This is a genomic window from Streptomyces sp. ASQP_92 (assembly GCF_025399895.1).
GTDB lineage: Bacteria > Actinomycetota > Actinomycetes > Streptomycetales > Streptomycetaceae > Streptomyces.
This window is the reverse complement of sequence record NZ_JAODUA010000004.1, coordinates 173,113-195,703: the sequence shown is the minus strand read 5'-3', so window position 1 is coordinate 195,703 and position 22,591 is coordinate 173,113. Positions and strand designations below refer to the sequence as shown.

Genomic DNA, 22,591 nt, shown 5'->3' with positions numbered 1-22,591 from the left:
TCCGAACGGTCTTTTGCCCGCCCTGACCACGGTTCGCCGTGGGAGGCTCGGCTGTCCGGGAGACAGCGTCACCTGGTCTCGTGCCTGCGTATCGTCATGACGACGACGGGGGCGGCCCGATTGTGACGGACACGGCGGCGAGCGTGGCCCCGGCCACGGCGAGACCGTTCGGACCCAGGGCCGGGCGGCCGCCGAGCAGGTCGGCGAACCACTCGTGACGCAGGGCTGCCTGCCTCGTGTGCCGGGCGAGGAGGCGCAACGTCTCGCGTCAGTCCGCCGGCGACCTCCATGCGTGTGGCTCGGCGATGCGGGACCAAGGGCCCGAAGCGGTGGGACCGAGACCGGCTCGATGGCCGATGTCCGCGCGGACCGCAGGGCGGTGCACTGGATGGTGCCGAGTCCGTGGCAGTGGCAATGGGCGGACACGGCAGAACATTCGCTGCTGGAAGAAGGGTGGAAGCATCCCGTGCTCGTCATCGAATCCCGCGCCGCAGACCTTGCCGAGGCCCGCCACGCCACCGCCGAATATGTACGGGCCGCCTGTCCGTGGGTCGACCGCGACGCTGTCGTGCTGGTCGTCAGCGAATTGCTGGGCAACGCCGTGCGCCATACGGAACGGGGCGACTGGATCTTGTGCCTCCGCACTCAGGGCGCGGTCCTCACCGCCGATGTCCAGGACACCAGCACTGCTCCTCCCGCCCCGCGTCGACCCGACCTCGCCGTCGGCGGCGGTATGGGATGGCACATCGCCGAGGATCTCACCTCCTCGCTCGACGTCCTGCCGCACGCCCACGGCAAGACCGTCCGAGCCGAATGGCACGCGGTCGACGCATGGCCGGCGGACCGTCCGGTCGGCCGCGGGGCGACCAGAATGGCACTCCGCTGACCCTGATGGTTCCGCTCCCCCGTTGGGACAGACGTATTCGCATTCAGGGCAATTCGGACCGATAGGGATCCCCTGGAGCGGGTATCCGAGTTGCGTGATCACTGTCGGAGTTGAAGAGGAATACCTGCTTCTGGACCCGGCGACCGGGCAGCCGGCCGCGCGGTCGGAGGAGGTACGTCGCGCTGCGGGCCTGGACGGCGTCGCAGAGGAGAGCGAAGTCCAGCCCGAGCTGTTGCAGGCTCAGGTGGAGATCGCCACCCCGGTGTGCCAGGAGTTGACGGAGGTGGGCGGGCATTTGCTGCGCCTGCGCCACGCGCTGAGCACGGCCGCGGAGCGCTCCGGGTGCCGTCTGGCAGCGACCGCGTCGGCCCCGCTGGTGGGGGAGCACCAGGTTCCCGTCACCGGCGGGCGCCGTTACGGACGGCTCCATGGCCAGGGCGGCAGGATGGCGGAAGAGCTGCTGATCAACGGGATGCATGTACATGTCGGGGTGCCGGACCGGGAGACCGGTGTGGCTGTCCTGAACCGGATCCGGGTCTGGTTGCCCACGCTTTTGGCGATGTCGGCGAACTCTCCGTTCTGGGAGGGGCGCGACACGTCCTTCGCGAGCTGGCGAACCCTGGTGTTCAGCCGCTGGCCAGTGGGCGGCGTGCCCCCGCACTTCGACGGTCTCACCGACTACGAAGAAAGCATCGGGGCGCTCGTCGCCTCCTCCGTCATCGGCGACACGGGACAGCTCTACTGGCACGCGCGACTCTCCGAGCGCTTTCCCACCGTGGAAGTGCGCTGCATGGACGTCCAACTCCGGGCCGACGACGCCACCATGCTCGCCGGGATCGTACGGGCCCTGGCCGCCACCGCACTGCGCGACCACAAGGACGGCGTCCCCCTACGGCCCGCTCGGCCCGAAGTCCTCCAGGCGGCCATGTGGCACGCGGCCCGCCATGGTCTCTCCTCCACGCTCCTGGACACGCAGGGCCACCCCCAGCCGGCGGCCGACGTGCTGAGCCGGCTCGTCGAATACATCACTCCGGGCTTGCAGGACCACGGCGACATTCGGCACGTCGAACCCCTCATCAGTCGGCTCCTGCGCGAGGGCACAGGCGCCGACCAGCAGCGCCAGGCGCTGCTGCGAGGAGGTCACATGACTGCCCTGACCGATTTCATCACCCAGGAAACGGCTCTCGGGGCGCCAGAGAGCGGGTAATGCTTCGCTAGGGATCTGGCAGCCCCGTGGCAGCTCTGTGCGGCGGGGGCGGCGACGCCGTTGTGTCCGAGGCGTCGCCCCTCGCCGGTCGGCGCGGCCACCGGAATCGCGATGGGGGCGCACATGAATACCGCGATCCCGGATACGCGGACATGCATGGTGCGTTTTGGGGCCGTGGGCCTGCTCATTGTGGGTGCCGCCGCGGCAGTGGTCTCGGCGTTGTTCGTCTCGCCCTGGTGGTGGTTGGCGGGTTGCCTGATAGGTGCTATCGCGCTGGTCGGCTGCTACGACCTGGTGCAGCGGCGTCACTCGGTGTTGCGCAACTATCCGGTTCTGGGGCATGCCCGTTTCCTCCTGGAGGCGATCCGTCCCGAACTCCAGCAGTACTTCGTGGAGCGCAATTACGACGGCCGCCCCTACGACCGGGACACCCGCAGCATTGTCTACGAGCGGGCCAAGGGCGTGGACGCGGAAGAGCCCTTCGGCAGCGAGCGCGACATGTACAGCCGGGGCTACGAATTCCTGGTGCCGTCGATGCGGCCGGTCGACATGCCGAAGCACGCGCCCCGCGTGCGCGTCGGCGGCCCCGACTGCACCCAGCCGTACGACATGGCGCTGCTGAACGTCTCCGCGATGAGCTTCGGCTCCCTCTCCGCCAACGCGGTCCTTGCGCTCAACACGGGTGCGGCACGTGGAGGCTTCGCCCATGACACCGGTGAGGGCGGCCTGTCCGAATACCACCTTCGCCCCGGCGGCGACATCATCTGGGAGATCGGCACCGGATACTTCGGCTGCCGTACCAAGGACGGCGACTTCGACCCGGACCAGTTCCGCGAGAAGGCCGCCCATCCGGCCGTCAAGTGCGTCTCCCTGAAACTCTCCCAGGGCGCCAAGCCCGGCATCGGCGGCGTGCTGCCCGGGAGCAAGGTCAATACGGAGATCGCTCGGGTCCGCGGCGTCCCGGAAGGCGAAACGGTGATCTCACCGCCGTACCACCGAGCCTTCGCCACCCCACGCGAGATGGTGCGGTTCCTGGCCCGCATGCGGGAGCTCGCCGATGGAAAACCGGTCGGCTTCAAGCTCTGCCCCGGCTCCCGTGCGCAGTTCCTCGCCGTGTGCAAGGCGATGCTCGCCGAGGACATCACCCCCGACTTCATCATCGTCGACGGCGCCGAAGGCGGCACCGGCGCCGCCCCTCTGGAGTTCGCCGACCACCTGGGCATGCCGCTCACAGAAGGACTGATCACCGTTCACAACGCGCTGGTCGGCGCCGGACTGCGCGACCGCGTCCGGGTCGGCGCCAGCGGCAAGGTCGCCACCGGCGCGGACATCGTCAAACGCCTCGCCATGGGCGCCGACTGGACGAACGCGGCCCGCGCCATGATGTTCGCCGTCGGCTGCATCCAGGCCCAGCGCTGCCACACCAACCGCTGCCCCACCGGCGTCACCACCCAGGACCCGCGCCGGGCCCGTGCCCTTGACGTCGACGACAAGTCCGAGCGGGTCCGGCGCTATCAGGAGGCGACCGTCTCCAGCGCCCTACAGATCATGGCCGCCATGGGTGCCTCCGAGCCCGGCGAGCTCGGTCCGCATCTGGTGCGTCGCCGCGCCACCGACGCCGATGAATTCCGCTCCTATGCCGAACTCTACGAGTGGCTGAAGCCTGGCGAGCTGACGGTGGACCCACCTGCCGGGTGGGCCGCCGACTGGAAGGCGGCCGACCCGGACAGCTTCACCGGCTGACCATCCCGGCCGTCCTGTCCACCCTGAGTCCGTCGCGCCGTTCGCGACGGGGCCGCCGGTTGTCCGACCGACACCCGTATCCCGAAAGACCCCGCAGGCCAGACCCGCAGGCCCGCGGTCCACAGAAAGGCCGTGCACCCATGTCTCGTACCGTCGCCCGCCTCTTCACCGACGCGCTGGAGGAACTCGGCGTGCGGCACGTCTTCGGTGTCGTCGGCGACGCCCTCAACCCGTTCACCGACGCCATCCGGACCTCTGAGACCCTTTCCTGGGTCGGCTGCCGCCATGAGGAAGCCGCCGCTTTCGCGGCCGGAGCGCAGTCGCAGCTCACCGACACGCTCGGCGTGTGCATGGGCACCGTCGGGCCGGGCTCCGTGCACTTGCTCAACGGCCTGTACGACGCTGCCAAGAGCGGCACGCCCGTGCTCGCCATCGCCGGGCAGGTCCCCCTCTCCGAGGTCGGCACCGACTATTTCCAGGAGGTCGACAACGACCTCCTCTTCAAGGATGTCGCTGTCTTCCGCGCCACCGTCACCTCGCCCGAACAGCTACCGGCCCTCCTGGAGGTCGCCGTCCGCACCGCCATCGGACGGCGGGGCGTCGCCGTCCTCACCGTCCCCGGCGACATCGGCGGCCAGGAAGTGCCGGCCGACCGCCCGGTGCGGCTCTCCGTCGCCCGCTCCGAGAACCGGCCCGACGACCCCGCGCTCGACGAGGCCGCCCGCCTCATCAACGACGGCGGAAACGTCACCCTGCTCGTCGGCCGCGGAGCCCGCACCTCCCATGACGACGTGCTCGCCCTCGCCGACCGCCTCGCCGCACCCATGGTGGTCACCCTCAAGGCAAAGGAGGGCTTCGAGGGAGACAACCCCTTCCAGGTCGGCCAGACCGGCCTGATCGGCAACCCGGCCGCCGCCCACGCCATGGACCACGCCGACACCCTGGTCCTCCTCGGCACCGACTTCCCCTACCGGGAGTGGTACCCCGAGGGCAAGAAGGTCGTCCAGGTCGACCGCGTCGCCGAGCACATCGGACGGCGTGTGCCCGTCGACGTGGCGCTCGCTGCCGACGTCGGCCCCACCGTGCGCGGGCTCCTGGAGCGCGTCGCCGCCCGCGAGGACCGAACGCACCTCGACTCCGCGCGCAAGAAGTTCGCCGACTGGCAGGACGGACAGCGCCGCCTCGCCGCACCCGGTCACGACAAGGGCCTGATCGGCAAGGTCCGCTCCGCGTTCGACAACCGGGACCACCTCGTGCGCCCCGAGGCGCTCGCCGCCGCGGTGGACGCCGCGGCCGACGCCGACGCCGTCTTCACCTCCGACACCGGGATGGCCACCGTGTGGCTCTCCCGCTTCGTCGAGATGCGCGGCAGCCGCCGACTCATCGGTTCCTACAACCTCGGTTCCATGGCCAACGCGATGCCGCAGGCCATCGGCGCCCAGCTCCTGGACCGCGACCGGCAGACCGTCGCGTTCTGCGGCGACGGAGGCCTGTCGATGCTGCTCGGCGACCTCATGACGATCCGTACCGAGCGACTGCCCATCAAGCTCGTCGTCTTCGACAACCAGCGTCTGGGCATGGTCAAGCTCGAACAGGAACAAGCGGGGCTCCCCGAGTTCGGCACCGTCCTGGACAACCCGGACTTCGCCGCGGTCGCCCAGGCGCTGGGCATCAAGGGCATCCGCGTGGAGCGCGCCGAGGACCTGGCCGAAGCGGTCGAGCGAGCCTTCGCCGAGCCCGGACCGGTCGTCCTCGACGTGCTGACCAACCCCGACGAGATCGCCGTGCCCGCCAAGCCCACCGTCCAGCAGGGCTGGGGCTTCGCCATCGCCAAGGTGCGCGAAAACCTCAACAGCTCCGGGAGCTGACCCGGCCCGGTCCGGCCACCGCTTGCGCTACCGGCGCCCGCCGTGTTGCGGGCGGGTGCCTCGCCGCCGCTTGTCCGGCCCTGGTGACGTCCACCAGGGCCGGAGGCAGGGACTCTCAGGGGATGACGTGCCCGGCGGCGCTGAAGAGGCGGTACCACTCTTCGCGGGTGAGCGGGATCTCCGAGCCGGCCGCGGACTCGGCCACCCGTCCCGGGTTGGTGGTGCCCAGCACTACCTGCATGTTCGCCGGATGGCGGGTGATCCATGCGACGGCGATACCCGTCGGGGTCACCTCGTACTTCACGGCCAGTTCGTCCAGGACGGAGTTGAGTTCCGGGAAGTGCTCGGTGTCGCCGATGAAGACCCCGTCGAAGAAGCCCTTCTGGAACGGCGACCATGCCTGAAGCGTGATGCCGTGCAGCCGCGCGTGGTCGAGCAGGCCGTTGTCGCGGTCGAGCGACTGGTCGAGTCCGCCCATGTTCGCCGCGATCCCCGAGGCGATCAACGGGCAGTGCGTGATGCTGAGTTGTACCTGATTGGCCACCAGTGGACGCTGAACCGCGGTCTTGAGCAGTTCGATCTGTCCGGGCGTGTGGTTGGAGACCCCGAAGTTCACCACCTTCCCGGCCGCGTGCAGTTCGTCGAAGGCCGCGGCCACCTCCTCGGGCTCGACGAGAGTGTCGGGACGGTGCAGCAGCAGGACGTCGAGGTAGTCGGTGCGCAGGGCCGCCAGCGACTCCTCGACGGTACGCACGATGTGCCCCTTGGAGAAGTCGAAGAAGCCGGGCCGGATGCCGACCTTGCTCTGGATGACGATCGACTCGCGTTCGGTGGCGGAGAGTTGGAGGGCCTGCCCGAAGCGCTCCTCACAAGCGTGGCGTGAAGGCCCGTAGATGTCGGCGTGGTCGAAAACATTGATCCCGGCGTCCCGTGCGCTGCCGTAAAGGGTGCGGATGTCCTCGTCCCCGAGTTCGGTGATGCGCATCTGTCCCAGGACGACGTTGGACGCCCGCAGTTCGGTCTGAGGGAAGGCGATGGTCTTCATGGCGCCCATCCTGTCGGATCGCCTCCGCCGCCGCTCCTTGCCCCGGCCGGCGGGCCGGCCCCGGCCGAAAGGGAACGGAACTGGCTCCGGGCCGCCCCCCCGGCCAGGCGGCCGCGGCCACCCTGACAGCCGTTGGCCCGAGGCCCGTCGTTCAGCGCAGACCGGCGAACAGGTCGTCCTCGGGCAGGGCAGCCCCGGTGCTGTCCTGGACGCGTACGAAGGTCTCGACACCCATGAGTTCCGTGAACCTCTCCTGGCCCATCCTCAGGAAGAAGATGTTCTCCCCCTGACTCGCGTGTGCGGCCAGCGCGTCGAATTTCTGCGCGCCAAAAGCTGACGTGTCCACCCAGGTGGTGATCTCTTCGTCCGGGAGTCCGATGGTCGCCATCGCGGCGGCCTGCGCGGGATCCGGCTCCGGAGCGTTCGGGTCGAACTCGCGCATCACTTCACCGAACCGCCGCATCATGGAGCGGGGAGCAGTCGTCCAGTACACCTTCGGTGTCCGCGCGGTCATGGCAAGCGCCGCCATGGTGATGCGGTTCGCCTGAATGTGATCCGGGTGGCCGTAGAAACCATTCTCGTCGTAGGTGACGACCACATCGGGTTCGTAGTGACGGATGAGTTCCGCGAGACGGGCCGCGCCCTCCTCCACCGGTGTTCGCCAGAACGATGCGGGGGCGTCATTGGTGGGCCAGCCCATCATGCCGGAGTCCGCGTAGTCCAGCATCTCCACATGACTGATCTTCAGGACCGCGCAGCTGGCCTTGAGTTCATCGCGACGCATGGCCGCGACGGCAGCCGGATCATGCCCGGGCTCTCCCGGTTTGGCTCCTCCGGGGCCATCTCCGCATCCGCCGTCGGTACACGTCACGAGGACCGTACGAATTCCTTCCGCCGCGTACCGGGCGAGAATCCCTCCCGTGCTGGTTGCCTCGTCATCGGGGTGGGCGTGCACTGCCATGAGAGTCAAGGGCCGATCGTTCACGAAACATGTCTCCTGTGCGAAAAGGGCACTCCAACGGCGACCCGGCCGCCATCAGGTCCCGGCGGCCACTGCCTCCGCGGAGATTGGGACGGGTAACTCCTCTTGAGCTTACGGGGGTTGGCCGGGCGTGCCGGACCGGGTGCCGCCTCCGTGGATCCTCTGCCGGGGCACCTGGCCACCCGGCCCTCTGCCCACCTGGAACTATGTGGGGTGCGGCTGTTCATGGCGGTCGCAGGGTTCGGCACATCGCTGCCCGAAGAGCTCCGTGGTGCAGGGTCCGCCATCGCCCGTATAGACATGGTGGCGGATCGGATCGAGCGGAATGCTGACCTGTCCGCCCAAGGGGGCCGGTGTCGGCTCCGTGAGGCGCGTCTCGAGCCGGGTGATCCGGGAAATCAGGTCATCGCTGGTCACAGGGGCTTCTCCCTCGGTCGCGGGCGGTCACCCCGCTCCTACCCGTTTCGTCGGGGGCCGGTCCCTTGTGCGCTCACCGATTTCACGCGGAGGCGGACGCGTCGGCCGTGGCCGTGCACATGGCGGGGCGCGGACAACGCCTGCGCCGCGCCCACGGCGGGGCGCAGACAACGCCTGCGCAGGCCGGCACGGGTCGCGATCCTCGTCGGTCACGTCGGGTCCTATGACGGCTTGTGGTTCGTATCGTCAATCCTGACCGTGGCGGACGGCAGGTGATATCAGGGGTCCATGCAGACCTTCTTGCCCTTTCCGGACTTCAGACGTTCGGCTGCGGTTCTGGACCAGCGCAGGCTTGGTAAGCAACGTGTCGAGGCCTTGCAGGTTTTCCGCGGATTGACGGTTCCGGGATACGGCTGGCGGCGCCATCCCGCCGTGCGGATGTGGTCGGGATACGAGGAAGCCCTGGTCCGCTACGGACTGGAGATCTGCGGGGCTTGGACGGCGGAAGGGCGTGTCGACACGTGTGCCGACACGCTGATGGAGGACTTTCTCCGGTGGCGTCCAGGAGGTTCCGTACGGGTGCAGAAGGAGCTTGCCCGAGCGCGGGAACTGCCGCTGTGGCTGGGCTCAGCGGAATTCCATCTGAGTCACCGTTCGGCGCTGGTACGAAAAGACCCCGGATTCTATCGGCCTCTCTTCGCGGACACCCCGGAAGATTTGCCCTACATCTGGCCCGCATCGGACCGGGAAAGCGGAGTGGACGGGGCTTGAGAGGATGCTGTCGATGTCAGTGAAGGTCAGGACCTCATCGCGCGGATCGCCGCGCGATGAGGTAGTCAGGAACGGTGAACAGGGACGCCAGCGACCCCTTCGTGCATGTCCGGGGCGCCAGTGAGAACAACCTGCGGAACATCGATGTCGACGTTCCGCGGGACGCGATGGTCGCTTTCACCGGCGTCTCCGGTTCGGGGAAGTCCTCGCTCGCGTTCGGCACGCTCTACGCGGAGGCCCAACGGCGCTACTTCGAGTCCGTGGCACCATACGCCCGAAGGCTGTTGCAGCAGGTTGGCGCCCCGCATGTACAGGAAATCACCGGACTGCCACCCGCCGTGGCCCTCCAACAGCGGCGCGGGTCGCCCAGCTCGCGCTCGACGGTGGGCACCCTCACCACGCTGTCCAATCTGCTGCGCATGCTGTACTCGCGCGCCGGCACCTATCCGCCCCGGGCCGCACGCCTCGAAGCAGAGTCGTTCTCACCCAACACCGCGGCCGGTGCCTGCCCGGAGTGCCACGGGCTTGGGGTCGTGCACGACGTGGCCGAGGACCTGCTCGTCCCGGATCCCTCCCTGAGCATCCGGGAGGGGGCGATCGCCGCCTGGCCGGGCGCCTGGCAGGGTGCCAACCTGCGCAGCGTCGTGAACGGCCTGGGGATCGACATCGACCGGCCGTGGCGCAGGCTCAGGAAGAAGGACCGGGAGTGGCTCCTGTACACGGACGAGCAACCGTCCGTATACATCGAGCCGGAGGAGGACCGCGTCGACTACGGCTACCAAGGCACGTTCTGGAGCGCCCGCAAACACATCATGCACGTCCTCACCGACTCCAAGAGCGAGAGGATGCGCGAACGGGCGCTGAGGTTCGTCAGGAGTGTGCCCTGCCCCGAATGCCACGGCAGCGGACTGCGGCCCGAGGCGCTGGCCGTGACCTTCGCCGGCCACTCCATCGCCGAGATCAACGCGATGCCGCTCACCGACGTCGGGGCGCTCCTGCGGCCCGTCGCAGAGCGGTCCACCGCCGACGCCGCGACCTCTTCCGCCCGCTCCGGGGAGACGACCGAGGTCGCGGTCCGGATCTGCGGGGATCTGGTCGCACGCATCGACGTACTGCTGGAACTGGGCCTGGGGTACCTCGGTCTCGGGCGCCGCTCGACGACCCTGTCACCCGGCGAGGCGCAGCGCCTGCGGATCGCCACCCAGCTCCGCTCGGGTCTCTTCGGCGTCGTCTACGTCCTGGACGAACCGTCCGCGGGGCTGCACCCGGCTGACGCGGAACCGCTCCTCGACGTGCTGGACCGCCTCAAGGCGGCGGGCAACTCGCTGTTCGTCGTGGAGCACGACATGGACGTCGTGCGGCGCGCGGACTGGGTGGTCGACATTGGCCCCGGCGCGGGGGAGGGCGGCGGACGCGTGCTGTACAGCGGCCCGGTCGCCGGGCTCGAACGGGTCGGGGAGTCGGCCACGAGCCAGTACCTGTTCGGCCGCGCCCAGCCGCTCGATCACCGTCCCCGTACACCGCACGGCCGGCTGCGCCTGCGCGGCGTCTCCCGCCACAATCTGCACGATGTCTCCGTCGATGTGCCGCTCCGCGTACTGACGGCGGTCACGGGCGTGTCCGGTTCCGGAAAGTCGACACTGGTGACGCAGGTGCTCGCCGAGGTCGTCCGCGGCCACCTCGGACTCGTGGCCGAGGAACCCGACGAGGCGAGCCTGGAGGTCGATGTCCAGGACGCGTCGGGCGTCGAGTCGTTCGACCGGCTGGTCCTGGTCGACCAGCGGCCCATCGGCCGGACTCCCCGGTCCAACCTGGCCACGTACACGGGCATGTTCGACGCGGTGCGCAAGCTGTACGCGGCGACGGACGAGGCCAGGGCGCGCGGCTACTCGGCCGGGCGGTTCTCCTTCAACGTGCCCGAAGGGCGGTGCGAGACCTGCCAGGGCGAAGGGTTCGTCGCCGTGGAACTGCTCTTCCTGCCCGGCACCTACGCGCCGTGCCCGACGTGTCGGGGCGCCCGGTACAACGCCGAAACGCTGGAGGTCACCTACCGCGGCAAGAACATCGCGGAAGTGCTGTCGCTGTCCGTGGACGCCGCGGCCACGTTCCTCTCCGCCGTCCCGGCCGCCTCGCGCAGCCTGGAGACGCTGCGCGAGGTGGGCCTCGGGTATCTGCGTCTTGGCCAGCCCGCTACGGAACTCAGCGGTGGTGAGGCGCAGCGCATCAAGCTGGCCACCGAACTGCAACGGGCCCGCCGCGGGCACGCGCTCTACCTGCTCGACGAGCCGACGGCAGGGCTGCACCCGGCGGACATCGCGCTGCTGCTGCGACAACTGCACCGGCTCGTCGACGCAGGCAACACGGTCGTCCTCGTCGAGCACGACCTGGACACGATCGCCACGGCCGACTGGGTCATCGACCTCGGGCCGGGCGGAGGCGACGCGGGTGGCCGGGTGGTCGCGGCGGGCCCGCCGGCCAAGGTGGCGAGGTCCCGCCGCAGTGCCACGGCGCCCTATCTCGCGGCCCGGATCGCACGCTCCTGACGACGGCTCGCGGCGCCGATCCGGGTAGGGCGCCCGCATGCGATTCGAGCGGTTTCCGCTGTTGGGATGCTTGCACTCCGCTATCTGACGCGCCGTCAAGCATGGTCAGCGTCACCGTGGTTGAAGGCCGACGCGCACTGACCCGAGCGAACGAAGCGTACGCATGCGGCTCGCGCGGTGCACTGTGTTCGCTGGTCGCGGGGAGAGCCGTAAATTGGTCTGGACCTTGACAGGTTCAGACCATTCCGCTTGAGTCTGCCGTGATCCCCCCTCAACTCCTAGAAGGAGTGGTCGCGTGTCGAGACAACGGCTCATCGCTCTTCTCACCGCGTTCGCGGTCGCGCTGGGACTCGCCCTCCTCGTGCCGCTGGCATCCCCCGCCTCGGCCGCCGCCACCTGCGCCGGTGCCTGGAGTTCCTCCTCGGTCTACACCGGCGGGATGTCCGCTTCGCACAACAGCCACAACTGGCAGGCCAAGTGGTGGACTCAGGGCGAGACGCCCGGCGTCGCCGCCGTCTGGGCCGACCAGGGTGCCTGCGGCGGCGGTGGCCCGACCACTCCGCCGTCCAGCGGATCGTTCGTGGTCAGCGAGGCCCAGTTCAACCAGATGTTCCCGAACCGGAACTCGTTCTACACCTATAGCGGCCTGACCGCCGCGCTCAGCGCGTACCCGGGCTTCGCGAACACCGGCAGCGACACGGTCAAGCGGCAGGAGGCCGCGGCGTTCCTCGCCAACGTCAGCCACGAGACCGGCGGGCTCGTCTACATCGTCGAGCAGAACACCGCCAACTACTCGCACTACTGCGACGTGACACAGCCCTACGGCTGCCCGGCCGGCCAGTCCGCGTACTACGGCCGTGGCCCGATCCAGCTGAGCTGGAACTTCAACTACAAGGCGGCGGGCGACGCGCTCGGCATCGACCTGCTGCACAACCCGAACCTCGTGCAGAGCGACTCCGCCATCGCCTGGAAGACCGGCCTGTGGTACTGGAACACGCAGAGCGGCCCCGGCACCATGACCCCGCACAACGCCATGGTCAACGGCGCCGGGTTCGGTGAGACCATCCGCAGCATCAACGGCAGCATCGAGTGCAACGGCGGCAACCCCGCGCAGGTGCAGAGCCGGATCAACGCGTATCAGAGCTTCGTCTCGATCCTCGGTGTCCCGGCCGGCGGCAACTTGAGCTGCTGACGGCCCCGCATGCCGGTGTGCCCCGCTCATGGGCAGGGAGCGGGGCACACGTGCGGGTGAGCGGTGGTCACAGCAAGGACGAGGCGATCGCACGCCAGTTGGGCTGGTCGGTCCGGACGATGCGCCGCCGCATGAGCCGCCTCCACGAGGACCTGAACCCCGCGAACCGCTTCCAGGCGGGGGTGATCGTGGCACGCCGGGGCTGGATGGGGAGGCGGCGCCGGCCGGCGTCAGGCCTTCCTGAGCCGGTCGGCGATCTCCGGCCTCGCCGTGAAGCCCGCCGCCTTGTACGTCGCGACGCCGCCCACGTTGGAGCTCGGCGTGCACACGCGCACGCTCGATGCGCCCAACTCCCGCAGTGCGGCCGCCCCGGCGACGGTGATCGCCCGGCCGTGGCCGCGGCCGCGATGCTCCGCGTGGACGCCCATCGGCTCGACCAGTCCCGGCTTACCGGGGCCGGCCGACCAGACCGTCACCACCGCCACCGGGCCCTGGTCGTCGTACGCGCCCAGACAGCGGGCATCGGCGAAGAACGGTCCTGCCGCCAACTCGTGCAGGTACTGCGACGTGGGCCTCGTGGTGTTGAACGCGGACCGCAGGACGTCGGCGAAGTCCTGCGCCTGCTCCGGGCCGAGCGTCGTGATCCGCACACCTGGATCCTCCACCGCCTCGGCGAGGTCGCGGAAGAGCGGCGTCCACGGCTCGTCGACACCCCAGCCCTCCGTGGTCAACAGGTCGTGCAGCAGCAGGCCTTGCGGCGCTTCGATGGACACCGCACCCTCAGGCAGCACGCCGCGCTCGGGCAGCGAGAAGTCCTCGACGAGCCGCCGCGCCAAGTCCTCGTCCTGGAAAGCGTCGGGCGCGACCGTCATCCGCACCACCGTCGGCGCATCCAGCATGCCGACAGCCAGGACCCGCCCGCCCCGGCTCCACATCCGGACCGCCGCGGCCGTCTCGGCCATTCCGAACCGGTGGTTCCAGCCGATGTCCCCGGGATGCAGCTGCATCGGCGCTTCGTCGTCCTGCCACTCCCGCAGCGCCGCGACGGCCTCGCGCACCCCGTCGGCCGTCGGCGTACTCAGCACAATCGTCATGGCCGGGATCCGACACCCCGCCCCGGCCGCGTGCAACCGATTAACCAGCCGAGGGCGCCCAGAAGCGCGCCTTCGCCCGGGTCGTGCGCCGGCCGAGCGTCGTGACGTCACATGGTGAGGCCGAGACCTCACGCTTCACGGGCGACGGCATCGGAACGACACCGGAGGCCGCCATGCCGCGCACACGCAAGGACGAGGCTCCGCACCTCGTCGACGCGCCGGTCTCGGACCGGTCGGCTCACCCGGTGATCACTCCGGATCTCCCGGCGTCGCGGATCCTGTCTCCTCGGCCCAGTGCCGGCTCCAGGCGGTCAGTGGGCTCAGCGCCTCGACAAGATCCTCGCCGAGTGGGGTGAGGCGGTAGCCGTCCCCGTCCAGGACGAGCAGGCGGGCGCCGGACAGTTCCTCGATCCGGGTGCTGAGCACGCTGGAGGACATGCGCTCGCATTGGCGCTGCAATTCCCGGAAGCCGACCGGAGCTTGACTCAGCTCCCACAGGATCCGCATCGTCCAGCGCCTTCCGAGCAGGTCGAGTGCGGCCATCACTGGACGACCCGATGCGGACCCCCGCACTGGCACACCCGGACGGGGCGCTCTGGCTTCCATACGCACTCCTTGCGCTTCGGTTCTCGAAGCATCATACTGATTCGAAAATCGAAGCAGGAGGTGCCGCGATGCCACGGATCGAACCGCTCGCCCCGCCCTACACCGCCGACGTCGACCGGGCGCTGCGCCGATGGATGCCGCCGGGTGTGCCGCACGGGCCACTCGCGCTCTTCCGCGTACTGCACCGCAACCCGGAGCTGGCCTCTCGCATGTTCGCCCTCGGTGCCGGCCTGCTGGGCCACGGGCTCCTCCCCGCCATCGACCGGGAGATCGTCATCGCCCGGGTGACCGCGCGATCAGCCTGCGCTTATGAGTGGGGCGTCCACGCCGCGACTCTGGCCCCGCAGGCGGGACTCACCCCGGAACAGCTCCGGGCAACCACCCGGCCCGATGTGACAGCCAGTGCTCCTTGGTCACCACGTCACACGGCACTGCTGCACGCCGTTGACGAACTGAATGACACGACCCGGCTCTCACCGTCCGCCTGGGACGCCCTGCACACCCACTACGACGAGGCTCAACTACTCGAACTGCTCGTCCTGATCGGCTGGTACCGAACCATCAGTCATCTGGCCAACGGGCTCCTCCTGGAGCCGGAACCCTGGGGTCACCGCTTCCCCACACCGTGACCACGTTCCGGTTCTGCCCAGGCCGCGGCCGGCACTGCGGACACGCCTACGACGCCCACGGCGATCACGACGCGGACAAGCCTCGCTCGCGCTCGCCCCCCGACGGAAAACGCCTGTCCGAGACCAACCAACCCCTGCGTCACACTCATCCCAACACTGGAGGTCCCATGCCCAAGGGCTACTGGGTCAGCGTCTACCGCACCATCTCAGACCCCGAGAAGCTGGCCGCCTACAACAAGCTGGCCCGTTCGGCCGTCAAGGCCGGGGGCGGTCGGGTCCTCGCCCGTGACGGTCGGGTCGTGGCGTACGACGCCGGAATCGTCGAACGCACCATCCTGATCGAGTTCGACAGCTTCGAGCAGGCCGTCGCGGCACGCGAGAGTGCCGCCTACAAGGAGGCGCTGGTCGCCCTCTCCGACGGCGTCGAGCGCGACTTCCGCATCGTCGAAGGCACCGGCTGACACCGAGGTCCGGTCGGATTCGCACCGCGGATCCGACCTCGTGGACTCCGCCCGGTCACAACTGCTCGTACCCGCTGAGGAGTTGCACGCCGCGCAGCAGTGCGGAGTGATCGAGATGCGCGTCACCTCGGGCCACCGAGGAGGCGAGAAGCTGGGCGGCGGTGCTGCCGAGCGGGAGGACGGCGCCGATGGCGCGGGCGGTCTCGGTGACGATGCCCATGTCCTTGTGGTGGAGGCCCATCGTGAAGCTAGGAGTGTAGTCGCGGCCCACGAAGTTGCCCTTCTTGCGGGTGAGGACGTTCGAGCCGGCGAGGCCGCCGCTGAGGACGTCGAGGGCGCTCTCCAGGTCCACACCCGACTTCTCGAGGAACACCACGGCTTCTGCGCAGGCCTGCATGTTGATCGCGACGATCAGCTGGTTGGCGGCCTTCACGGTCTGGCCGAAGCCGTGCGAACCGCAGTGCACGATCGTCCTCCCCATGGCTTCGAAGAGGGGCCTGGCCGCCTCGAAGTCGGCCGCCTCACCACCCGCCATGATCGACAGAATGCCCTCGATCGCGCCCACTTCACCGCCCGCCACCGGAGCGTCGAGCACACGCACACCGTGCTCGGCGGCCCGCTCGGCCAGGGCTATGGAGGTCTGGGGCGCGACCGTGGACATGTCGATGAGCAACGTCCCGGGCCTGGCGTGGGCCAGGATTCCCTCGGGGCCGTAGGCGACCTCCTTCACCTGGGGGGAGTCCGGCAGCATGGTGATGACCACGTCCGCGTCGCGGACCGCGTCACCGATCGACGCGGCGACTGTGCCGCCCGCCTCCACCAGGGGCTGCTGTCGACCGTCCGTCCGGTTCCAACCGAGCACGGTGTAACCGGACTTGACGAGGTTGACCGCCATGGGGCTGCCCATGGTGCCAAGGCCGATGAATCCGATCGTCTTCAAGGCGAACTCCTTCGGTGCGGTGTTCAGGGGGGAGAGGGTCTTCAAGGACGGAAGGGGAGCTGGGGGACGAGGAGTTGTTCCAGGTCCGCGGGCGGTCGTCGGCCGACGAACGATGCGAGGGCGAGGGGAGAGGCGGCGCCTCCGGCGACCATTCCGCCGAGGAGGACTCCGCTGTCGCGCCGCAGGAAGAACTTGGCGTACCGGGCGGTGCCCTGCGCGAAGACGACGTCAAAGGCCTCGCCCTCCGCGGGGCGGGTGGTGCCGAAGGCGGCGACGTTCACCCCGAGGAGCTTGAGCGTGGTGGTGGTGTCCGAACCGTCGAAGGGCTCGGTGTCGTGGCCCATCAGCTGGCGCGCCACACTGTCCGCCATGCGGTAGCCGGGGGCGACCAGACCGTGGCAGCGCCCCTCGACGGCGGCGCATTCACCGATCGCCCAGACGCGCTCGTCGTGCGTACGGCAGCGGCCGTCGACCGCGATGCCGCCTCGGTCGCCGAGCGCCAGACCCGCAGGGGCGGCCAGCTCGTCGCGCGGACGGATGCCGGCGGCGAACACCACCAGGTCACTCTCCAGGAGGCTTCCGTCGGAGAGGCGCACCGCACGCACCGTGCCGTCGGGGTGGGCCTCGATCGACGCGGTGGCCGTGGAACAGTGCAGCCGCAGGCCGAGGTCGGACGCCTGTTGGTGGAGGACGCGCGCCGCGCCCGGGTCGAGCTGGGCCGGCATCAGATGTGGCGCCGTCTCCACGATGTGCGGGCGCATCCCGAGCAGCCGCAGCGCGTTGGCCGCTTCCAGGCCGAGCAGGCCGCCGCCGATCACCACGCCGGGGCGTCCGGGGCGGGCGTTCGCGCGGATGGCATCGAGGTCGTCGAAGGTGCGGTAGACGAAGCACCCCGTGAGGTCGCGCCCCGGGACCGGGGGGACGAACGGGCGCGAGCCGCAGGCAAGCACCAGGGCGTCGTACGCGATGTCGTCGCCGTAGGCGGTCCTGACCGTGCGGGCCGTACGGTCGACGGACACCACCGGGGAGCCGAGGCGTATCTCCACCCTGGTGTCCTGGAGGAGGTCCGGTCCCGCGAGGGTCAGGTCGCCCTTGCTCTTGCCGTCCAGGTACGAGGAGAGGGAGACGCGGTCGTAGGCGAGGTGGTGCTCCTCACCCAGGATCACGATCCGCCAGGTGCCCTGGGGGTCCAAGGACCTTATGCGGTCAACTAGTTGGTGTCCGACCATGCCGTGGCCGACGACGACGAGTGTCCGGGTCACGCTGCTTCCTTCAGTTCGGTACGGCGCCCGGGGGCCCATGCCGCGCACAGTTCACGTACGCGGTCGCCGCAGCCGCCACACCCCGTCGTGGCGCGGGTCGCCGTGGCGAGTGCGGCAACAGTGCGCGCGCCCTCCTGCCAGGCCTGGCGCAGGGAATTCTCCGTGACGCTGTTGCAGAGGCACACCAGCGCCTGGGCGTCCGGCTCGGCCGCGTCGGACGCGGGCCTGGGCGGCCATCCCAGGAGCAACCCCAAGACGTCGTAGGGGAGTTGTTGTCCCCGGCTATGGAAGCGCACGATCGGAGCAATGGCCTGCGGAAGGCCCAACAGAACGGCGCCGACGACGCGTTCGTCCCGCAGCGCGAGCCGGGCGTACCGTCGCTCGACCGCGTCGGCGAGGGTGACGAGGCGGGTGTCCGGGCCGTCGAAGTCGGCCGGCGAACCTATGCAGCACACGTCCGCCGCGCGGGTGCGCAGCCGAAGCACGGGCGGCGCCGCCCGGTGCATCCCGCCCCGCCCGGTGAGGATGCGTGCGACGGCGTCGGCCTGCTCCAAGGCGGCAGCGGAGCCCTGCGTCGCCCGCCCGTCGTGTTCGGCGCCGGGTCCGACGGCATGGATGCGGGGGTCGCTGCTGCGTAGCTGAGCGTCGACAACGACCCCGCTGCCGGTCAACAGGCCTGCCGTGAGGGCGAGTTGAACATCGGGGACGGTGTCGGGGCACAGCAGCAGGGTGTCGGCGCGCAGGACGGTTCCGTCGTCGAGGTGCAGCCGGCCCGGGGTGTGCCGCACGGCGGTGCGGCCACCGAGCACGGTGACTCCGGCCCGCGCCACCTCCTCGCTGAGCAGAGCGGCACAGGTCTCGCCCAGGCGCTCCTCCATGGGGTGGGGGCGGGCGCACACCAGCGTCGTCCTGGTGCCGCGGGCGGCCAGCGCGCTCGCGCACTCCACGGCCTGCGGGCCGTCGCCGAGCACGACGGCGCTCTCGCCACCGACCCGGTCGAGGTCGGCCGCGGTCCCCGGCAGGACGACCCCGGGGGCGAGGCGTCCGTCGGGGGTGGTGATGCCGGGAAGGCGGGGGAGCGAGGGGCGTGCCTCCAAGGCGAGGACCAGCGTGTCGTACGGGAAGACGGTCTCGGCGCCACCGGTCAGTGCACGCACCCGGCAGTGTGCGCGGTCGATGCCGGTCACCAGAGTGTCGGTGCGGACGTCGAGGCCGGGCGGGGGCGGCAGCCGGAGGTCCGCCGGGGCGAGCAGGGCGTCGAGGAACGCCTGGTGGTGGGTGACCCCGGGTTCGGTCCCCAGGAGAGTGAGGGGCCCTTCGTGCCCGTGGTGGCGGAGCCGGTCCGCGAACTGGTGCGCTGTCGGGCCGTTGCCGAGGACGAGGACACGATTCACGGCGCGACTCCTGGCACGGGCTCGATCCGCACGGCGCACACCTTGAACGCGGGCATGCCGCTGTGGGGGTCCAGAGCCGGGTGGGTGAACAGGTTGGCCCGGCCCTCGCCGGGAAAGTGGAAGGGCGCGAACACGGTGTCCAGGCGCATCGTCGGATCCACCCGGACGCGGGCCGTCATGCTGCCGCGCGCGGAGACGATCCGGGCGAGGCCCGCGTCGGCCACCCCGGACCGGAGCGCGGTGTCGGGGTGGATCTCGACGAACGGCCCTGGTGCGGCCTCGTTGAGTTCGGCCACACGGCGGGTCTGCGCCCCCGACTGGTAGTGCGCGAGGACCCTGCCGGTCGTCGCGTGGAGCGGATAGCGGGGGCTGAGGTCCTCCGCCGGCCCCTGATGCTCCACCGCGATGAACCGCGCCCTGCCCTCGGGGTGCGCGAAGCGGTCGAGGAAGAGCCGGGGAGTGCCCGGGTGCGGGCCGGGCACGTCCGGGCAGGGCCAGTGCAGGCTTTCCCCGGCGTCGAGACGGTCGTAGGAGATCCCCGAATAGTCGGCCCTGCCGCCACGGGAAGCGGCGCGCAGTTCGTCGAAGACATCGCGCGGGACCGTGGGGTAGCGGCCGGCGGGCTCGCCGAGGCGTACCGCGAGGTCGTGCAGGACCTGGAGGTCGCTGCGTACCTGCCCCGGCGGCGCAAGGAGCGCGCGGCGGCGCAGCACCCGTCCCTCCAGGCTCGTCAGGGTGCCCTCCTCCTCGGCCCACTGGGGGACGGGCAGCACCACGTCGGCCATGAGCGCGGTCTCGGACGGCACGAAGTCGGCCACCACCAGCAGGTCGAGGGCGGCGAGCCGCTCGGCCACGCGCGCCGAGCGGGGGGCCGAGACGGCCGGGTTCGACCCGAATACCAGGAGTCCCCGGGGGCCCTGGTCGGTGCCCAGGGCGTCCAGGAGCTCGTAGGCGCTGCGCCCGGGACCCGGCAGGGCGTCCGGCGCCACGCCCCAGACTCCGGCGACATGGGCCCGCGCCGCCGGATCGGTGATGGACCGGTATCCGGGCAACTGGTCGGCCTTCTGCCCGTGCTCGCGGCCGCCCTGGCCGTTGCCCTGCCCGGTCAGACACCCGTATCCGCTGCCCGTACGGCCCGGCAGGCCGAGCGCGAGGGCCAGGTTGATGAAGCCCGCCACCGTGTCGGTGCCCGTGCTGTGCTGCTCCACCCCGCGGCCCGTCAGCACATAGGCGCTGCGCGCCTCGGCGAGCATGCGCACGGCGGTGCGCTGGTCGCTCGCGGGCACTCCGGTGACGGCCTCCACCCGCTCCGGCCACCAGTCCATCGCCCGCCGCAGCGCGGCATCGAAGCCCTGGGTACGGTCCTGGATGTAGTTCCGGTCGAGCAGACCGTCCACGGCGGCGATGTGCAGCAGGCCGAGCGCGAGAGCCAGATCGGAGCCCGGCGCGGGTTGCAGGTGCAGCGCGGCCCGCTGGGCGGTGGCGCTCCGGCGCGGATCGATGACGATCAGCTCGGCGCCGTCGAGGTGCTGCATCAGCGGCGGCATCGTCTCGGCGACGTTCGCGCCCGCCAGCAGGACCGTCTGCGCGCCCCGGAGGTCGGTCACCGGGAACGGCAGGCCCCGGTCCACGCCGAAGGCCGCGTTGCCCGCCGCGGCCGCCGACGACATGCAGAAACGTCCGTTGTAGTCGATCTGGCTGGTCCCCAGGGCGACGCGGGCGAACTTGCCCAGCAGGTACGCCTTCTCGTTGGTGAGCCCGCCTCCGCCGAAGACCGCCACGCCGTCCGGGCCGTGCTCGGCACGGATCCGGCGCAGGCCCTCGGCCACCGTGTCCAGGGCGGTGTCCCAGGACGCACCGGCGAGCCGGCCGTCGCGTCGGCGGACCAGCGGTCGGGTCAACCGGTCGGTGGCGGACAGGACTTGGGGCGCGGTCCACCCCTTCTGGCACAGCCGGCCCCGGTTGACCGGGAAGTCGGCGGGCCGCACCACGACGCCGGTCTCCCGGTCACCGCCCAGGCGTGTGCCGCACTGAAGGGCGCAGTACGGGCAGTGGGTCGCCACCTCCCGCTGCGGCGGGGGGAGTTCAGACACGGCTGGCTTTCTTGGCGCTCTTCGCGGCATGCCCGCCGCCCGTGGACACAGGACGCAGATAGACGAACCGGATGACCGCGACGCACAGGGCGTAGTAGCCGAGGAAGACCACGAAGGCCGGGATGCCGGAGCTGGAGCCGTTCGTGTACGACAGCTTGAACGCGAAGTTGATGGCGGCGCCGCCGAGCGCGCCGACCGCACCGGCGATCGCGATGACCGCGCCCGACAGCCGACGGGCGCGGGCGAAGGCCCCGCTCGCGTCGTGGCCGGAGGTGACCTCGTCCTCGGCCTTCTTGGCGAACACCGCCGGGATCATCTTGTACGTCGACCCGTTGCCGATGCCGCTGAGTACGAACAGGGCGGTGAACCCGCCGATGAACAGCGCGAAGGAGTGCATGCTCGCGGCGACGATGAGCACCACGGTGCCGGCGGCCATGCCGAGGAAGTTCCACAACGTGACGCGGGCGCCGCCCTTGCGGTCGGCCAGCCGGCCGCCCAGCGGGCGCGAGAACGACCCGAGCAGCGGCCCGAGGAAGGTGTAGCCGACGGCCTCGAGCGGGGTGGAGCCGAACTCGTTCTGCAGGACCAGGCCGAAGGCGAAGCCGTAGCCGATGAAGGAGCCGAACGTGCCGATGTACAGCAGGGAGATCCACCAGGTGTCACGGTGGCGGGCCGCTTCGCGCTGGGCACCCGGCTCGGTCCGTACGGCGTCGACGTTGTCCATCTTCCACGCGGCGAGCAGCGCGACGGCCACGACCAGGGGCAGATAGACGGCCGCGACGTAGGAGGGGTGGGTGTTGCCGGCGAGGGAGATGACCGCGAGTCCGACGAGCTGTACCGCCGCCACCCCGAGGTTGCCCCCGCCCGCGTTGAGCCCGAGGGCCCAGCCCTGATGGCGCTGGGGGTAGAACGCGGTGATGTTGGTCATCGACGAGGCGAAGTTGCCGCCGCCGACGCCGGCCGTGGCGCCGATGACCAGGAACACCCACAGGGGAGTGCCGGGGCGCTGGACGAAGTACAGGGCGAGCAGCGCGGGGACGAGCAGGATCGAGGTGGCGAAGATGGTCCAGTTGCGCCCGCCGAACCGGGTCACCGCGTAGCTGTAGGGCAGCCGCAGCAGCGCGCCGACGACGGTCGGCGTGGCGACCAGGAGGAACTTCTCGCCGGGGTTGAAGCCGAGGCCGATGGCGGGGGACATGAACAGGACGAGGACGGACCACAGGGTCCACACCGAGAAGCCGATGTGTTCGGCCAGAACGGACAGGATCAGGTTGCGGCGGGCGATGCGGTGGCCGCCTCTGTCCCAGGCGTCCTCGTCCTCCGGATCCCAGCCGCTGAGCCAGCGGCCCCGCCCGGTGGTGGTGTCAGCCATGGTGTGCTCCAGATGAGTCAAGGGTTCCGGGGCAGGGCCGGGCCCCGGCGGCGAGTGGCCGCCGGGGCCCGGGTTTCGCGACGAAC

Annotated in this window: 19 protein-coding genes and 1 pseudogene; 9 read left to right on the top strand and 11 right to left on the bottom strand. The window is 70.3% G+C overall.

Annotation, left to right across the window (positions count from 1 at the left end):
- Nucleotides 1–130: 130 nt before the first annotated feature.
- A pseudogene (locus N4G70_RS12865) lies at nucleotides 131–268 on the bottom strand (TetR/AcrR family transcriptional regulator C-terminal domain-containing protein); the annotation flags it as partial.
- Between the two features lie 81 nt (nucleotides 269–349).
- Between N4G70_RS12865 and N4G70_RS12860 the strand changes: the two are divergent.
- From N4G70_RS12860 to N4G70_RS12845, 4 genes are all read left to right on the top strand, one after another.
- Nucleotides 350–886 (top strand): ATP-binding protein, encoded by a 537-nt coding sequence (locus N4G70_RS12860; RefSeq protein WP_261712720.1) that lies wholly within the window; start codon nucleotides 350–352, stop codon nucleotides 884–886.
- Between the two features lie 94 nt (nucleotides 887–980).
- The gene (locus N4G70_RS12855; protein ID WP_261712719.1) at nucleotides 981–2,093 is read left to right on the top strand and encodes a glutamate--cysteine ligase; all 1,113 of its coding nucleotides are present in this window, start codon (nucleotides 981–983) and stop codon (nucleotides 2,091–2,093) included.
- Between the two features lie 156 nt (nucleotides 2,094–2,249).
- Nucleotides 2,250–3,836 (top strand): FMN-binding glutamate synthase family protein, encoded by a 1,587-nt coding sequence (locus N4G70_RS12850; protein WP_261712718.1) that lies wholly within the window; start codon nucleotides 2,250–2,252, stop codon nucleotides 3,834–3,836.
- 140 nt (nucleotides 3,837–3,976) lie between these two features.
- The gene (locus N4G70_RS12845; RefSeq protein WP_261712717.1) at nucleotides 3,977–5,704 is read left to right on the top strand and encodes a thiamine pyrophosphate-dependent enzyme; all 1,728 of its coding nucleotides are present in this window, start codon (nucleotides 3,977–3,979) and stop codon (nucleotides 5,702–5,704) included.
- Between the two features lie 115 nt (nucleotides 5,705–5,819).
- On the opposite strand, the gene N4G70_RS12840 is transcribed toward N4G70_RS12845, so the two are convergent.
- From N4G70_RS12840 to N4G70_RS12830, 3 genes are all read right to left on the bottom strand, one after another.
- A complete protein-coding gene (locus N4G70_RS12840; RefSeq protein WP_261712716.1) occupies nucleotides 5,820–6,749 on the bottom strand; it encodes an aldo/keto reductase family oxidoreductase in 930 nt (309 codons plus the stop codon).
- Between the two features lie 151 nt (nucleotides 6,750–6,900).
- Complete coding sequence (locus N4G70_RS12835) at nucleotides 6,901–7,734, bottom strand: PIG-L family deacetylase (RefSeq protein ID WP_261712715.1); 834 nt, start codon at nucleotides 7,732–7,734, stop codon at nucleotides 6,901–6,903.
- A gap of 201 nt (nucleotides 7,735–7,935) precedes the next feature.
- Complete coding sequence (locus tag N4G70_RS12830; protein WP_261712714.1) at nucleotides 7,936–8,148, bottom strand: hypothetical protein; 213 nt, start codon at nucleotides 8,146–8,148, stop codon at nucleotides 7,936–7,938.
- A gap of 288 nt (nucleotides 8,149–8,436) precedes the next feature.
- On the opposite strand from N4G70_RS12830, the gene N4G70_RS12825 reads away from it, so the two are divergent.
- The 3 genes from N4G70_RS12825 (at nucleotide 8,437) to N4G70_RS12815 (ending at nucleotide 12,654) form a co-directional block, all read left to right on the top strand.
- Nucleotides 8,437–8,919: an MSMEG_6728 family protein gene (locus N4G70_RS12825; RefSeq protein WP_261712713.1), complete on the top strand. Its 483-nt coding sequence runs from the start codon at nucleotides 8,437–8,439 to the stop codon at nucleotides 8,917–8,919.
- A gap of 74 nt (nucleotides 8,920–8,993) precedes the next feature.
- Entirely contained in the window at nucleotides 8,994–11,462 is a 2,469-nt protein-coding gene (uvrA, locus tag N4G70_RS12820) for an excinuclease ABC subunit UvrA (RefSeq protein WP_261712712.1), read from the top strand.
- A gap of 295 nt (nucleotides 11,463–11,757) precedes the next feature.
- Complete coding sequence (locus N4G70_RS12815; RefSeq protein ID WP_261712711.1) at nucleotides 11,758–12,654, top strand: glycoside hydrolase family 19 protein; 897 nt, start codon at nucleotides 11,758–11,760, stop codon at nucleotides 12,652–12,654.
- 230 nt (nucleotides 12,655–12,884) lie between these two features.
- On the opposite strand, the gene N4G70_RS12810 is transcribed toward N4G70_RS12815, so the two are convergent.
- Together N4G70_RS12810 and N4G70_RS12805 are read right to left on the bottom strand one after the other, a co-directional pair.
- Entirely contained in the window at nucleotides 12,885–13,748 is an 864-nt protein-coding gene (locus tag N4G70_RS12810; protein WP_261712710.1) for a GNAT family N-acetyltransferase, read from the bottom strand.
- Between the two features lie 249 nt (nucleotides 13,749–13,997).
- Nucleotides 13,998–14,354: a helix-turn-helix domain-containing protein gene (locus tag N4G70_RS12805; RefSeq protein ID WP_261712709.1), complete on the bottom strand. Its 357-nt coding sequence runs from the start codon at nucleotides 14,352–14,354 to the stop codon at nucleotides 13,998–14,000.
- A gap of 68 nt (nucleotides 14,355–14,422) precedes the next feature.
- Here N4G70_RS12805 and N4G70_RS12800 point away from each other — a divergent pair, with 68 nt between their 5' ends.
- Nucleotides 14,423–14,983, top strand: coding sequence for a carboxymuconolactone decarboxylase family protein (locus N4G70_RS12800; RefSeq protein ID WP_261712708.1), 561 nt, complete (start codon nucleotides 14,423–14,425; stop codon nucleotides 14,981–14,983).
- A gap of 167 nt (nucleotides 14,984–15,150) precedes the next feature.
- On the top strand, nucleotides 15,151–15,444 hold the full coding sequence (locus N4G70_RS12795; RefSeq protein ID WP_261712707.1) for a DUF1330 domain-containing protein: 294 nt from the start codon (nucleotides 15,151–15,153) through the stop codon (nucleotides 15,442–15,444).
- A gap of 55 nt (nucleotides 15,445–15,499) precedes the next feature.
- On the opposite strand, the gene N4G70_RS12790 is transcribed toward N4G70_RS12795, so the two are convergent.
- From N4G70_RS12790 to N4G70_RS12770, 5 genes are read right to left on the bottom strand one after another with little or no spacing between them, the layout of a single operon-like run.
- Entirely contained in the window at nucleotides 15,500–16,411 is a 912-nt protein-coding gene (locus N4G70_RS12790) for a 2-hydroxy-3-oxopropionate reductase (RefSeq protein WP_261712922.1), read from the bottom strand.
- 14 nt (nucleotides 16,412–16,425) lie between these two features.
- Nucleotides 16,426–17,685 carry an NAD(P)/FAD-dependent oxidoreductase gene (locus N4G70_RS12785; RefSeq protein ID WP_261712706.1) on the bottom strand — a complete coding sequence of 420 codons (1,260 nt, stop codon included), beginning with the start codon at nucleotides 17,683–17,685 and terminating at the stop codon, nucleotides 16,426–16,428.
- Nucleotides 17,643–19,040 (bottom strand): FAD-dependent oxidoreductase, encoded by a 1,398-nt coding sequence (locus tag N4G70_RS12780; RefSeq protein WP_261712705.1) that lies wholly within the window; start codon nucleotides 19,038–19,040, stop codon nucleotides 17,643–17,645. The genes N4G70_RS12785 and N4G70_RS12780 overlap by 43 nt, the downstream gene beginning before the upstream one ends.
- The gene (locus N4G70_RS12775) at nucleotides 19,037–21,163 is read right to left on the bottom strand and encodes a molybdopterin oxidoreductase family protein (RefSeq protein WP_399035216.1); all 2,127 of its coding nucleotides are present in this window, start codon (nucleotides 21,161–21,163) and stop codon (nucleotides 19,037–19,039) included. Before N4G70_RS12775 ends, N4G70_RS12780 begins: the two co-directional genes overlap by 4 nt.
- Nucleotides 21,126–22,505: a nitrate/nitrite transporter gene (locus tag N4G70_RS12770; RefSeq protein ID WP_261712703.1), complete on the bottom strand. Its 1,380-nt coding sequence runs from the start codon at nucleotides 22,503–22,505 to the stop codon at nucleotides 21,126–21,128. The genes N4G70_RS12775 and N4G70_RS12770 overlap by 38 nt, the downstream gene beginning before the upstream one ends.
- Nucleotides 22,506–22,591: the final 86 nt, after the last annotated feature.